13 protein-coding genes are annotated in these 12,824 nt (G+C 72.9%); 8 read left to right on the forward strand and 5 right to left on the reverse strand.

Annotation, left to right across the window (positions count from 1 at the left end; all coding sequences use genetic code 11):
* The first annotated feature begins 201 nt into the window (after positions 1 to 201).
* The 3 genes from P0R32_RS12455 to P0R32_RS12465 are packed head-to-tail and all read left to right on the forward strand — an operon-like array spanning position 202 to position 3,999.
* Complete coding sequence (locus P0R32_RS12455; protein WP_276237341.1) at positions 202 to 2,238, forward strand: aldo/keto reductase; 2,037 nt, start codon at positions 202 to 204, stop codon at positions 2,236 to 2,238.
* Positions 2,235 to 3,083 carry a CDP-alcohol phosphatidyltransferase family protein gene (locus P0R32_RS12460; RefSeq protein ID WP_276237342.1) on the forward strand — a complete coding sequence of 283 codons (849 nt, stop codon included), beginning with the start codon at positions 2,235 to 2,237 and terminating at the stop codon, positions 3,081 to 3,083. The genes P0R32_RS12455 and P0R32_RS12460 overlap by 4 nt, the downstream gene beginning before the upstream one ends.
* Before the next feature lie 58 nt (positions 3,084 to 3,141).
* A complete protein-coding gene (locus P0R32_RS12465; RefSeq protein ID WP_276237343.1) occupies positions 3,142 to 3,999 on the forward strand; it encodes an isoaspartyl peptidase/L-asparaginase in 858 nt (285 codons plus the stop codon).
* A gap of 25 nt (positions 4,000 to 4,024) precedes the next feature.
* On the opposite strand, the gene P0R32_RS12470 is transcribed toward P0R32_RS12465, so the two are convergent.
* Positions 4,025 to 4,867, reverse strand: coding sequence for a DUF63 family protein (locus tag P0R32_RS12470; RefSeq protein WP_276237344.1), 843 nt, complete (start codon positions 4,865 to 4,867; stop codon positions 4,025 to 4,027).
* Between the two features lie 100 nt (positions 4,868 to 4,967).
* On the opposite strand from P0R32_RS12470, the gene P0R32_RS12475 reads away from it, so the two are divergent.
* Both P0R32_RS12475 and deoC read left to right on the forward strand, forming a co-directional pair.
* Positions 4,968 to 5,141, forward strand: coding sequence for a hypothetical protein (locus P0R32_RS12475; protein ID WP_276237346.1), 174 nt, complete (start codon positions 4,968 to 4,970; stop codon positions 5,139 to 5,141).
* A 61-nt stretch (positions 5,142 to 5,202) separates the two neighbouring features.
* The gene (gene deoC, locus P0R32_RS12480; protein WP_390219292.1) at positions 5,203 to 5,886 is read left to right on the forward strand and encodes a deoxyribose-phosphate aldolase; all 684 of its coding nucleotides are present in this window, start codon (positions 5,203 to 5,205) and stop codon (positions 5,884 to 5,886) included.
* A gap of 30 nt (positions 5,887 to 5,916) precedes the next feature.
* On the opposite strand, the gene P0R32_RS12485 is transcribed toward deoC, so the two are convergent.
* Both P0R32_RS12485 and P0R32_RS12490 read right to left on the reverse strand, forming a co-directional pair.
* Complete coding sequence (locus P0R32_RS12485) at positions 5,917 to 7,101, reverse strand: outer membrane protein assembly factor BamB family protein (RefSeq protein WP_276237347.1); 1,185 nt, start codon at positions 7,099 to 7,101, stop codon at positions 5,917 to 5,919.
* Between the two features lie 57 nt (positions 7,102 to 7,158).
* Positions 7,159 to 8,361 carry an outer membrane protein assembly factor BamB family protein gene (locus tag P0R32_RS12490; RefSeq protein WP_276237348.1) on the reverse strand — a complete coding sequence of 401 codons (1,203 nt, stop codon included), beginning with the start codon at positions 8,359 to 8,361 and terminating at the stop codon, positions 7,159 to 7,161.
* Positions 8,362 to 8,493: 132 nt separating this feature from the next.
* Between P0R32_RS12490 and P0R32_RS12495 the strand changes: the two genes are divergently transcribed.
* The 3 genes from P0R32_RS12495 to P0R32_RS12505 all read left to right on the forward strand — a co-directional run bounded on the left by P0R32_RS12495 (position 8,494) and on the right by P0R32_RS12505 (position 10,945).
* The gene (locus tag P0R32_RS12495) at positions 8,494 to 9,744 is read left to right on the forward strand and encodes a tRNA (N(6)-L-threonylcarbamoyladenosine(37)-C(2))-methylthiotransferase (protein WP_276237349.1); all 1,251 of its coding nucleotides are present in this window, start codon (positions 8,494 to 8,496) and stop codon (positions 9,742 to 9,744) included.
* Between the two features lie 105 nt (positions 9,745 to 9,849).
* On the forward strand, positions 9,850 to 10,425 hold the full coding sequence (locus P0R32_RS12500; protein WP_276237350.1) for a S26 family signal peptidase: 576 nt from the start codon (positions 9,850 to 9,852) through the stop codon (positions 10,423 to 10,425).
* Between the two features lie 49 nt (positions 10,426 to 10,474).
* Positions 10,475 to 10,945: a hypothetical protein gene (locus P0R32_RS12505; RefSeq protein WP_276237351.1), complete on the forward strand. Its 471-nt coding sequence runs from the start codon at positions 10,475 to 10,477 to the stop codon at positions 10,943 to 10,945.
* 28 nt (positions 10,946 to 10,973) lie between these two features.
* On the opposite strand, the gene P0R32_RS12510 is transcribed toward P0R32_RS12505, so the two are convergent.
* On the reverse strand, positions 10,974 to 11,768 hold the full coding sequence (locus P0R32_RS12510; RefSeq protein ID WP_276237352.1) for an SDR family oxidoreductase: 795 nt from the start codon (positions 11,766 to 11,768) through the stop codon (positions 10,974 to 10,976).
* An 81-nt stretch (positions 11,769 to 11,849) separates the two neighbouring features.
* Complete coding sequence (locus tag P0R32_RS12515; RefSeq protein WP_276237353.1) at positions 11,850 to 12,818, reverse strand: cation diffusion facilitator family transporter; 969 nt, start codon at positions 12,816 to 12,818, stop codon at positions 11,850 to 11,852.
* Between the last annotated feature and the right edge of the window lie 6 nt (positions 12,819 to 12,824).

The following is a 12,824-nucleotide window of genomic DNA, read 5'->3' on the forward strand; positions in this document are numbered from 1 at the left end:
TCCAACGGCGAGCGAAAAAGCCTGCCGTTCTCCGTCTCCGCCGCCGCTACCGTGCGACAGGAGCGGCACAGGTTCGCACGTGATCCTGCCGCGCGGGCGGCCCGACGGCGGCCCGACGGCGACCTGACGGCGGCCCGACGGCGGGCGCACGACCCCCTCGCCGCCCTCCGGCTATTTACCGGTCCGGCGTGTGTCGCCCGTGTGTACTGTCTCCTCGTCGGCGCGGGCGCGGTCGCACACCAGTACGTCGCCGACCTCGCCGACTCGGCCCTCACGCTCGCGGCCGTCTGCGACCGCGAGCGCGACCGGGCGGTCGCCGTCGCCGACGCGGTCGCGAGCGACGGACCCGATGCGACAGACGCCACCGACGCCGCCGACGCCACGGGCGCGCCGACCGTCTACGCCGACCTCGACGCGATGCTCGCCGCCGAGGACGCTCCGCTCGTCGTCAACCTCACGAGCCACGCCGCCCACGCCGGCGTGACGCGGACGTGCCTCGACGCCGGGCGACACGTCTTCTCGGAGAAGCCGCTCGCGCTCGACCCCGACGAGGCGACCGCGCTCCTCGACCTCGCACGCGACCGCGACCTCGCCCTCGGCTGTGCCCCCATCGCGCCCGACTGCGACGCGCAACTCCACGCGCGCACCCTCCTCTCGGACGGTCGCCTCGGCGACGTGCAGGTGGTGTACGCGACCGCGCACGTCGGCAGGGTGACCGAGTGGCACGAGCGCCCCGACTCGTTCCTCAAGGTCGGCCCGCTGTTCGACGGTGCGGTGTACCCCCTCTCGGTGCTCGTCGACTGGTTCGGCCCGGTCGAACGCGTCCGCTCGGCCGACGCCGTCGACGCGTGGCCCGACCGCGAGACGCGGCGACCCGAGGCGCCCGCGCACGTCGAGGCGACGCTCCAGTTCGCCACCGGGCCGGTCGTCTCGCTCCGTGCGAGTCTGTACGCCGACCACCGGAGCCGCGAGTTCTACGGCGTCGAGTGCCACGGCGACGACGGCACCCTCTACCTGCGAGACGCGGGCGCGATGGCCGCCGACCGCGACGCGGTGCTCGTGCGAGGCGGCGACCGCGAGTCCGTCCCCGCGCCCCACTCTCGTCCGCGACGCGAGCGCGGCCACCTCGACGGCCCCGACCGACTCGCCCGCGCGGTCGCCGCGGGCGACCGGCCACGGGACACCGCCCGCCGCGCCGCCCACGTCGCCGCAGTGTGTGCGGCAGTCGAGGCGGCGGCGACCGACCCCGAGAACGCCGGGCGGGCCGTCGGCGGAGTCGACACCGACCGGCTGACCGCCGGCGTGGGCACCCACTCGGCGCCGACCGTCCGTCCGTCGCAGTCCGGTCGCGCCGCCGGCGCTGCACTCCGCCTCCCACCCGTCGGCTTCGGCTGTTCGCGCTACCGCGACGGCGAGTACGTCGACCGAGTCGACTCGGTCGGGACGGCGCTCGACGCCGGCTACCGCCTGCTCGACTCCGCGGAGTTGTACGGCAACGAGTCGCGCATCGGCGATTTGCTCGCGGCGCCGGGATCCCCCGACCGCGACGGCGTGTTCCTGCTGGGGAAGGCGTGGAACACGAACCACGGCCACCTCCGGGAGGCGTGCGAGGGGTCGCTGTGCGAGTTGGGCGTCGACTCGTTCGACTGCTACGCCTTGCACTGGCCCGACGCGTGGGCGTACACCGAACCGCTCCGTCGACTCGCCGACCGGCCAGTCGAGGAACAGGAGCGACTGACGTTCCCCGAGACCGACACGGGCGACCGCGCGACCGCCGACCGCGACCTCGCGGACACGTGGCGCGACCTCGCGGCCCTCCGCGACGACGGGCTGACGCGAACGATCGGCATCTGCAACGTCGGCCTCGACCGCCTCCGCGGGTTGGTCGCCGAGACGGGGATCGAACCGGCGCTCGTGCAGGTGGAGCGCCACCCGTACACCCCACGAGCCGACCTCGTCGAGTGGTGTCACGAGCGCGGCATCCGCGTCGTCGCCCACTCGCCGCTGTCGGCGCCGGGACTGCTCGACGACCCGGTCATCTGCGAGGTGTCCGCGGAACTCGGTCGGTCTCCGGCGGCGACGGTGCTCGCGTGGAACGTGGGCGACGGGGTGGTCCCCATCCCGTCGAGCGTCGACCCCGAGCACGTCGTCGACAACCTCGCCGCCGCACGGACCGACCTGACCGCCGACCAGCGGGCGCGACTCGACGCGCTCGCGGATCCGGAGTTCGAGCGATGAGCGGCGCGCGCTCGCTCGCCAAGCGCGACACACCGGGGACGGCGGTCGTCTGGGCCGGCGTCGCCCTCGTCGCGGTCGCCGTCGGCGCGGGGGCGCTCACCGCAGGCGTCGGTCCGGGAGTCGCCGGGCCGTGGCTCCTCCCGACGGCGGTCGTCGTCGCGTGGGAGTGCGTGTTCCTCGCTCGGCGGACGGGGCTGAATCGCGCCCCCGAGGCGGACCCGGCGGCGTCGACACCTCGACGGACGGGTCTCGGCGTCGCCAACGCGGTGACGCTGTTCCGTGGACTGCTGTACGCCGCGGTCGCGGGGTTCCTGCTCACGGGGCGCCTCCCCGGCCCGTGGGCGTGGGCGCCGGCGCTGCTGTACGGTGCGGGGGCCGCGCTCGACGCCGTCGACGGCGCGGTCGCGCGTGGTCCCGGGCGACGCACCGTGCTCGGCGAGAAACTCGACATGGGGGTCGACACGCTCGGGTTCCTCGTCGCGCCGCTCGTCGGCGTCGCGTGGGGGCGCATCCCCGTCTGGTACCTCGCGCTGTCTGCCGCGCGCTACCTGTTCAAACTCGGTCGCTGGCGGCGCGAGCGGCGCGGCCTCCCCGTGCACGACCTCCCGGAGAGCCGAGTCCGTCGGCCCCTCGCGGGCCTCCAGATGGCGTTCATCGCCGTCGCGCTCGCGCCGGTGCTCCCGTCGTTCGTCGTTGCCGTCCTCGCGGCGGTCGTCGTCACGCCGTCGTTGGTGGTGTTCGTGCGCGACTACCTCGTCGTCGCGGGGCACCTCGGCGGCGAGGAGGACGCCGACGTGCCGCCGGCGACGACCACAAACGACGCCGGCCCGTCGGGCGGCGAGTGACCCCGGCGCCTCGACCGCTTCCCGTGGATTGATGCCCGGCGCCGCCGCGCGTTCGCCCATGCGAGTCATCTGTCACGGCGGTGCCGGCGGCGTCCCCGACGAACCGGAGCCCCGACAGGCGGTGCTGGACGAGGCCGCCGACACCGGCGCGAGCGAGTCGACCGCGGTCGACGCGGTCGTCTCGGCGGTCGAGGTGCTGGAGGAGTCCCCCCGGTTCAACGCCGGGGTCGGTGGCGCCGTCCAGTCGGACGGCATCGTCCGCACGGACGCGGGGATCATGACCGACGAGCGCGAGGCGGGCGCGGTCGCGTCGATGCCCGGCGTCGCCAACGCCGCCGCGGTCGCGCGAGTCGTCATGGAGGAGACGCCGCACGTGTTCGTCTCGGGCGTCCACGCCGTCGACCTCGCCGAGGACGTCGGGATCGAGGTGGAGCGCGACCTGCTCACCGACGGCGAACGCGAGCGATTCGAGGAAGCGAACCCGCCGAGCGGGAGTCCCACCGACCACCTCGCGTGGCTCGCGGAGAAGTGGGGCGGCCACGACACCGTCGGCGCGGTCGCACACGACCCCGAGACGGACGCGTTCGCCGCCTGCACCTCGACGGGCGGGCGCCGCTTCGCGCTGGCGGGCCGCGTCGGCGACGTTCCTCAGATCGGGTCGGGCTTCTTCTGTGCGCCCGCGGGCGGCGCCAGCGCTACCGGCGCCGGCGAGGACATCGCGAAGGCGACACTGACGCGGCGCGCCGTCCGCTACTTGGAAGAGGGGCTGGACGCGCAAGCCGCCGCCGACCGCGCCATCGCGGAGTTCGGCGAACTCACGGGGTCGTCGGCGGGCGTCATCGTCCTCGACGAGTCGGGCGCGGGGTCGGCGTTCAACTCCGAGGGGATGCAGACGAGTATCGCGACGTCGGAGTAGGCACCCGAGCAGTCGCGTTGACCGCTCACACCGACGTCACGGCGAACAACAGCGCGTTGTGGACGCCCGGACCGAGGCCGACCGCCGTCACGACCGCCAGCAACGCGTAGCCGTAGCGCGGTTCCTCGCGGACGGTCGGCGCGACCGCGGCGACGACGACGCAGGCGACGCCGAGTTTCACGAGGACGAACAGCCACCCGGCGCCGAGCGTCGCCGCTGTCGGGAGGTCGGCGGCGAACTCGAGGATCAGTCGAGAGGCGGGGGTGCGCTCGCCGAAGCCGAGCAGGTCGACGCCGACGGCGGTCGTCACCCCGTCGACGCCGTGGGCGACGACCGCGAGCAGGCCCGCGGCGCCGGCGACGGCGACGTCGTCGCCGAGGCGGTACAGGAGGAGGCCGGTCACGAGGCCGAGGAGCGCGCCAGCGACGAGTCCCACGCCCGGAAGCACCGGCGAGAGCGTCCCGTTCGCGACGCCGTAGCCGAGGACGCCGCCGACGGTCGGCACGAGCGCGACGACGCCGACGCCCGCCAGGAGGGCCGAGTCGTCACGGTCGGTCGACAGCGCCGCGAGCCACGTCGCGCCGGCGACAGCGCCGGTGGTGAGGTAGGCGGCAGGCGCGCCGAACAGGGGGACCAGTACGCTCGGCAAGGCGCCGGTGGCGTACAGGACGTGGCCGGCGGCGCCGACGCACATCCACGGGACGAGCGCGAGCACGTGTCGGCCGTCGAAGGCGGGGTCGCGGCGCCAGAGCCCGAGCGCGACGCCCGCCAGTGCGAGCGCGAGCGCCAGCAGGTACGGCAGCGGCGGCAGCGCGAACCCCGCCGGGAGCACGAGCGGCGCCGGGAACGCGGAGGCGAGGGGATGCATGCTCGTGCGGGCGGTCCGGCGGGTGAAAGCGTTGGGGGAATCGACCCGTCGGCGGTCGACCACCGAAAGTTGCATGTGGTTCGGTCGGTCGGGTGGAGATGTGCACCCGCTGGTTCGCGTCCTCCTCGCACTCGCCGTGGCGCCGGTGGTGTTGACCCTCTCGGTCGTCCTCGTCCCGGACCCGACCGGAGCACTGCCGGTCCTGGTCGGTCTGGGAGGGTCGGTCGTCGCCGTCCCGGTCGCGTACCGTGCGATCGCTCGTGCAGAGGCGTAGTCGTCGCGACGACGCCGCGGTCACTCGGTAGCTTTTCCGCGCACCCCACCGAGTGGCAGATATGAGCGAAGACGTACACGCAGACGCCATCGACGACCCCGCATCGTTGTCGCCCGCGGAGTTCGCCGCGACCATCGACCACACCGTCCTCGGCCCGGAGACGACGGTCGCCGACGTGGAGACGGTGCTCGACGCCGCCGACGAGCACGGGATGAACGCCTGCATCCCGCCGTGTTACGTGAGCGAGGCCGCCGAGTACGCGCCCGACGTGCCGCTCGCGACCGTGGTCGGGTTCCCCCACGGCCAACACACCGCCGCGGCGAAGCGCGACGAGGGCGAGGACGCGTGGCGCACGGGCGCCGACGAACTCGACCTCGTGATCAACGTCGGGCGCCTGAAGGCCGGCGAGGACGAGGCCGTGGTCGCGGAGATCGCGGAGGTCGTCGCCGCCGTCCCCGTCCCGGTGAAGGTGATCATCGAGACGGCGCTGCTCACCGACGAGGAGAAGCACCGCGCGTGTGCGGCGGCCCGCGACGCCGACGCCGCGATGGTGAAGACGTCGACGGGGTTCGCCGACGGCGGCGCCACCGTCGCCGACGTGGAACTGATGAGCGAGTACCTCCCGGTGAAAGCCAGCGGCGGCGTCGGGAGCTACGAGGAGGCCGTCGAGATGCTGGAGGCCGGTGCGGTGCGCATCGGCGCCTCCTCGGGCGTCGACATCGTCGAGGGACACCCGGACGCCTGATTGGCGACCGATCCCGCAGAAACTGACCGGTCACTCAAGGACGACGACGCCCGACGCGCCGTCGAGGTCGTCGGAGGTGACGACGAGTGCGCCGTCGGCGATGGCGATGCCGCGGACCGGGATCGGCCGCCGCCAGCGCTCGGCGTCCATGCGGTAGGGGCCGACGCCGACACCGCCGCCGAGGCCGTACGCCCGTAATTCGTTGGCGACGCCCGCGTACAGCGTGTCGCCCGCGGCGACCGACGGCGACGCGGGGGCCGCCCGGTCGGACTCGTCGACCCACCGACTGCCCCCGTCGCGCGCACCGAAGGCGGCGACGCCGTCCGGGCCGGCCCCGAGGACGAGGTCGCCGGCGTGGACCAACGCGTCCGTCACGGTCGGCGCGTTTGCGGCGTGCCATTCCGTCCGGCCGGCAGACGCGCCCGTCGCAAGCCGGAGGAACCCGCCGTCGAACGTCGCCGCGTACACCGCCCGCCGGCTCGCGCTCAGTGCCCGCACCGTGCCGGGGAGTTTGCGCCGCCACAGCGGGACCGCCTGTACACCCTCGTCGTCTGGCTCGACGACGTGGAGTTCGTACGTCTCGCCGCCGGTCGTGCCGACGTACACGCGGTCCTCGCGAGCGGCCAGCGAGTACACTCCGGTGAACGCTCGGAACGACCAGATCACCTCGCCCGTCCGCGGTCGAAGCGCCGCCACGCGCCCGTCGGTGTCACCGACGACGACGCCGTCTCCGCTCGGCAGCGGTAACGGCGCGGCGGCGAAGTCGCCCGCCGTCTCGACGCGCCAGCGCTCCTTCCCCGTGTCTGCCTCGAACGCGTACACCAGCGGGTCGTCGCGCGCGGAGACGTACGCGACGCCGTCGGCGACCGCGACCCCGTACGGGGCGACGGACGCCCGCCAGCGTTCGTCGCCGTCTCGCATCCGCAGCGCGTACACGCCGTCTTCGGCGGGGACGAACGCCCGCCCGTCGGCGACGACCGGGCGACCGACCGCCTGGCCCGTCTCCGCGCGCCACCGCTCGGTCGGCGGCGTCCGCGGCGCGACCGCCTCGGCGACGTAGTTCGTCGCGCGCGCGCCGTGACCGGGGAGCGGCCACTCGGTGTCGGACTCGCGACCGGGCGAGAAGTTCGCGGATCCGCGACCGCCGAGACAGCCCGCTAATCCGCCGACTCCGGCGGCGGACAGGCCCGCAAGCAGTCGGCGTCGAGAGGGCATCGATTCGGTAGAGGCTTGGCCGGACCTGCCTAAGCCCTTTCCCCTTTCTCGTGTCAGTCAGTTCTCGTCTGTCGATCCGGTGTCGGCCGGGTCGAGGGCGACGACCTCGTAGCCGTGATCCCGCGTGACAGTCGCCACGAGCGAGCCGGCGCCGACGGCGAGGCCGCGGACCGCCCCGATCGGCTTCGACCACCGCTTCGCGCCGAAGCGGTACCCTCCAACTCCGACGCCGCCGGCGAGCGCGAACGCGTGGACCCCGTCGGCGTCGCCGACGTACAGGGTGTCGCCGGCGGCGACGGGGGCACACCGGTCGAACCGCCCGTTCAGTCGCCACCCCCGGCGACCGTCGTAGCTCCGGGTCGTCGAGATGGCGTCGTAGCCGGCTGACACGACCCACGATCCGACGACCACGGGACGACTCGCCGCCCGGTCGCCGTCGACCGTCCGAAACACCTCACCGGTGCCCGCGCCGTCGGTGAGGATCGACGTGGGCCCGCCGAAGACGCTCACTGTAGGGCCGTTGTCGTGGGCGACGACGCCCTCGACCGGCCCGCCGAGGCGGAGTCGCCACGCCTCCGTCGGGTCGAACCGACCGTCGAAGGCGTACACCTCGCCGCCGCGGGTGCCGGCGAACACGTCGATCTTCGCCGCGAGCGTCGTGATCCGGCCGAACAGGTCGGTCTCCCAGGTCACCTCCCCCGTGGCCGGGTCGAGTTGGTACAGGTGGCCGTCGCCACCACCGCCGAACAAGGTCCGCCCCTCGTCGGCGACGATGGGGGCCGCCTCGGGAGTCCCCGGCGGCCCGCGCCACAGTTCGGTTCCCGACGTGAGATCCAGCGCCGCCATCCCGTCGGTCGACGGCGCGTACACGACCCCGTCGGCGACGGTGGGAGCCCCGAACGCCGGGTACTCTCCCGGGCCGTAGCGCCAGCGTCGCTCCCCGGAGTCAGCGTCGAGCGCGACGACACCCGTCGGGTAGCTCGACACGACGACGGTGCCGTCCGCGATCACCGGCGGTCGGGGGTGGTCGACGTCAACTCGCCAGGAGACGGTCGCCCCCTCGCGCGGTGCGACCGCGTCGGGACTGTAGGCGGTTCGGCGGGTGTCGTACCGCGGCGTCGGCCAGTCGGCCTCCGCGTTAGTGCCGGCTGTCGCGCCCGCGAGCGACCCGTCGACGACGCCGAGACAGCCTGCGGTCGCGGCGACGCCACCGGCGCCGAGTGCACCGAGGCCACGGAGCGTATCACGTCTGGAGGGCATCACGTTCGCCGTCCCTGCCGGCGGGCAAAACGGTTCCCCATCTCGTCGGAAGCCACGTTCGGGCGGCTGGCGTGGGGGCTCGCCCCGGACCGCACCCCTTAACCTCGCGGACGGGTACGTTCGGACAAGCGAATGGCGACGTACCACATCGAGACCTACGGCTGTACGTCCAACCGGGGTGAGAGCCGCGAGATCGAGCGTCGGCTCCGGGACGGCGGCCACCGCCCCGTCGACGGACCCGCCGAGGCGGACGTGGCCATCCTCAACACCTGCACGGTCGTCGAGAAGACCGAGCGGAACATGCTGCGCCGCGCCGAGGAGCTGAGCGAGGAGACGGCCGACCTCATCGTCACGGGCTGTATGGCGCTCGCGCAGGGCGAGCAGTTCGCCGAGTCGGACGTCGACGCGCAGGTGCTCCACTGGGAGGACGTGCCGACGGCGGTGATGAACGGCGAGTGCCCCACGCCCACCGAGGGGACCGCCCCCGTCCTCGACGGGCAGGTCGGCATCCTCCCCATCGCCCGCGGCTGCATGAGCAACTGCTCGTACTGCATCACGAAGTTCGCGACCGGGCGCATCGACTCGCCGCCGGTCGCCGAGAACGTCGAGAAGGCCCGCGCGCTCGTCCACGCGGGGGCGAAGGAGATCCGTGTGACGGGGCAGGATACGGGCGTCTACGGCTGGGACGAAGGTGAGCGGAAGCTCCCCGAACTGCTCGACCGTATCTGCGACATCGACGGCGAGTTCCGCGTCCGTGTCGGGATGGCCAACCCCGGCGGCATCCACGGCATCCGTGAGGAGTTGGCCGACGTGTTCGCCCGCAACGAGAAGCTGTACGACTTCATCCACCTCCCGGTGCAGTCCGGAAGCGACGAGGTGCTCGAGGAGATGCGCCGCCAGCACCGCGTCGACGGCTTCCTCGACATCGTCGAGACGTTCGACGAGCGCCTCGACGAGTGGACGCTCTCGACGGACTTCATCGTCGGCTTCCCGACCGAGACGGACCACGACCACGAGCAGTCGATGGCGCTCCTCCGGGAGGTCCGTCCGGAGAAGGTGAACGTCACGCGCTTCTCGAAGCGCCCCGGCACCGAGGCCGCCGAGATGAAGGGGCTGGGTGGGCAGACGAAGAAGGACCGCTCGAAGGAGATGAGCGCCGCCAAGCGAGAGATCGTCGGCGAAGCGTACGAGGCGATGGTCGGCACCGAGCGCCACGTCCTCGTCGTCGAGGAGGGAACCGGCGACTCCGTGAAGTGCCGCGACGGCGCCTACCGGCAGGTGATCGTCCAACACGCCGACGACCACGGCGTCGAACCCGGCGATTTCCTCGACGTGGAGATCACCGGCCAGAACACGATGTACGCGTTCGGCGAGCCGATCTGAGGGATCTGCGGCGACGACGCGACCACGCGCCGCGACCGTTTCTCGTGTCCGGGTACGTACCAGGTGCTCCACAAGAGCTATCCGCTCGTACTCGCAGGGTCTGGCGTGCACGACGCCCTCCAACAGACGGTCCGCGACGCCGCGAGCGTCGGGCTCGGCGTCCTCCTCGTCTCGTCGCTGTTGTTCGGGGTTACGGGGGTGTGGCCACCGATGGTCGCCGTCGAGTCCGGGAGCATGGAACCGCACATGACGCGCGGCGACCTGATCGTCGTCGCGGACCCGACCCGCGACGGTGCGGGCACGGCGGCGGGGGTGGTGCCAGCCGCAGACGCCCCCGAAGCGACGCAGACCTTCGGTGCGGCGGGCGACGTGATCGTGTTCGACTCGCCGACGAAGCCGGGGTCGCCGATCATCCACCGCGCCCGCCTGTACGTCGAGCGAGGAGAGAACTGGTACGACGAGGCCGACCCGGCGGCACTCCCGCCGGGCGTCGACTCCTGTCGCGAACTCGCGGACTGCCCGGCGCCGTACGCGGGCTTCGTCACGAAAGGCGACGCGAACGAGCAGTACGACCAGGTGAACGGCAACTCACCGATCGTCCGCCCCAACCGGATCCGCGCGGAGGCGCACGCCCGGATCCCGCTGCTGGGCCACCTCAGACTGACCCTCACCGGCGCGTAGGCGGAGGGCGGCCACGGGATTCATGTTGGTTCGATACCAATAGTGGTCCATGTCTCGGCCCCCCGCCGAGGGTAGACGGACGGACCTGGGATCGACGCGAACCGAGCGCACGCTGCGCGACGTCCTCCACGAACTCCCGGTCGACGCGCTCGTCCCAGACGGGTGGCTCGTCGGCACCGAGGTCGTCCAGTTCGAAGACCGTCTCCCCGCCGACGGCGTCACCCTCCGCCACGACGACTACGCCCGCGACCTCGTGATCACCAGCGCCGGCGCCGCCGCGGGGGAGGCGCTCGCGGTCCACGAGCGCGACCGGACGGCGGGAGACCGGACGGTCGTCGCGGGGGTAGCGACCGCCGGCGACGACGCCACCACGCTCCGCGATGGGCTTCGCGCGGCGGCGCGGGCGGCCGCTCGCATCGAGGGTGGCGAGACTGCGGACGGCGCCCCCCTCGGAGACGAGCCGTCGGCGACGCTCACCGAAGGATCCGGCGACGATGAACGACGACTCCACTTCTACTGACCGACACCGGTGCTATGCTCGCGGTCGCTCAGGTGCTCGTCATGCCGCCGTCGACGACGAGCGACTCGCCCGTGACGTAGCTGGCCATGTCGCTGGCGAGGTACACCGCCGCGTCGGCCACCTCCTCCGGCTGGCCGAACCGACCGCTCGGGATGGTCGCGGCCATGCGCTGCTCCGTCTCGGTGCCCACGAGTTCCACGTCTTGCGTCGTCATCGCCGTCTCGACGAACCCGGGATGGATCGCGTTCACGCGGATCCCGGCGTCGCCGAGCGCGTCGGCGAGCGCGTAGGTGAACAGGCGCACCGCGCCCTTCGACATCGAGTAGGTGACGAGTCGTCCCTCGCCGCGGATGCCGGCGGCGCTGGACATGTTGATGATCACGGGGTGGGGGTCGTCGTCGTCGCGGTCCTCGCTGGCTGCGACCATCCGTTTCGCCGCCGCCTGCGCGCCGAAGTAGACGCCCTTCGCGTTCACGCCCATCAACTGGTCGAACTCGTCTTCGGTCGTCTCCAGGAAGTTCTCCGGGCGGTAGATGCCGGCGTTGTTCACCATCACGTCGACGCCGCCGAACTCGTCGGCCGCCGCGACGGCCGCCTCCAGGTCCGCTGGGTCGCGCACGTCGCACTCGACGAACGTCGCCTCGGCGTCGGTCTCGGCGGCGATCACCTCGTGGGTCGGCTCACCCCCCTCGCGGGGTTCCTCACGGACGTCCGCCACGACCACGTCCGCCCCCTCTTCGGCGTAGCGCCGGGCGATCGATCTGCCGTTCCCGCTCGCCGCACCCGTCACGACCGCCGTCCGTCCCGCGAGTAACGCTGTCACAGTCGAGGGTGCGGTGGTCTGGTGAAAAGCGTTACCCGCAGTCGGGGTGGGTGGCGGCGCGTGCAGTCTGTCCGCGGCCCGTCAGCGGTCGGAGTCGGTGCCGTCCCGGAGCGGCTTCCCCTCGGCTCCGCCGGGTTCTCCGGCGGCGATCCGGGCGTCGTCGGCCTCCTTCCACTCGCCCAACTCCTTGGGGTCGACGTGGACGAACACGTCGTCGACGGCGGGGATCGCACGGACCGACTCGACGACCGCCGTCTCGATGTCGTGGGCCTCGAACAGCGAGCGCTCCCCTTCCACCTCGATGTGGAGGCTCACGTCGACCTCGGGGCCGACGTAGTGAGCGACCACGTCGTGTGCGCCGCGCACCTCCGGGTGCGACAGCGCGCGGTCGAGAATCTCCTCGCGGAGGTCCTCCGGCGGGGCTGCGCCGACGAGGTAGCCCACGTTGTCGCGTACGATCTCGTACCCCGTGTACAGGATCCCGACCGAGACGGCCAGCGCCGCGAGGGCGTCGAGCGCTGGATAGCCGGCCACCGCGCCGGCCACCCCCACCAGCGCCGCGGTCGCGGTGAGCGTGTCGTTGCGATTGTCCAGCGCCGTCGCGACGAGCGCCGGCGAGTCGTGCTCGTCGCCGACGCTGAGGCAGTAGCGGTAGAGGAGGAGCTTCACGACGCCACTGGCGACGAGCACGCCCACCGCGAGCGGCCCGCCAGTGAACGCCCGAGGCGGACCGGGGAACAACAACGCGGTCGCGCCCGAGTAAGCGACGCCGATGCCGGCGACCAGCACGCCGGCGGCGACGAACAGCGAGACGAACGGCTCGATGCGCTCGTGGCCGTGCGGGTGCTCGAAGTCCGGCGGCTGGGTCGTGAGGTACAGGCCCGCGAGCACGACCGCCGAGTACGCCACGTCGGCGATGGAGTTGACCGCCTCCGACCCGACCGCGAGGCTGCCCGTCGCGTACCAGACGCTCGCCTTCGCGACCGCGAGGACGAGGTTGGCGACGAGTATCACGACGCCGACGCGGCGGACGGCGGCCTTGCGGCTCATGGGTGG

Source organism: Halobaculum marinum (genome assembly GCF_029338555.1).
Taxonomy (GTDB): domain Archaea; phylum Halobacteriota; class Halobacteria; order Halobacteriales; family Haloferacaceae; genus Halobaculum; species Halobaculum marinum.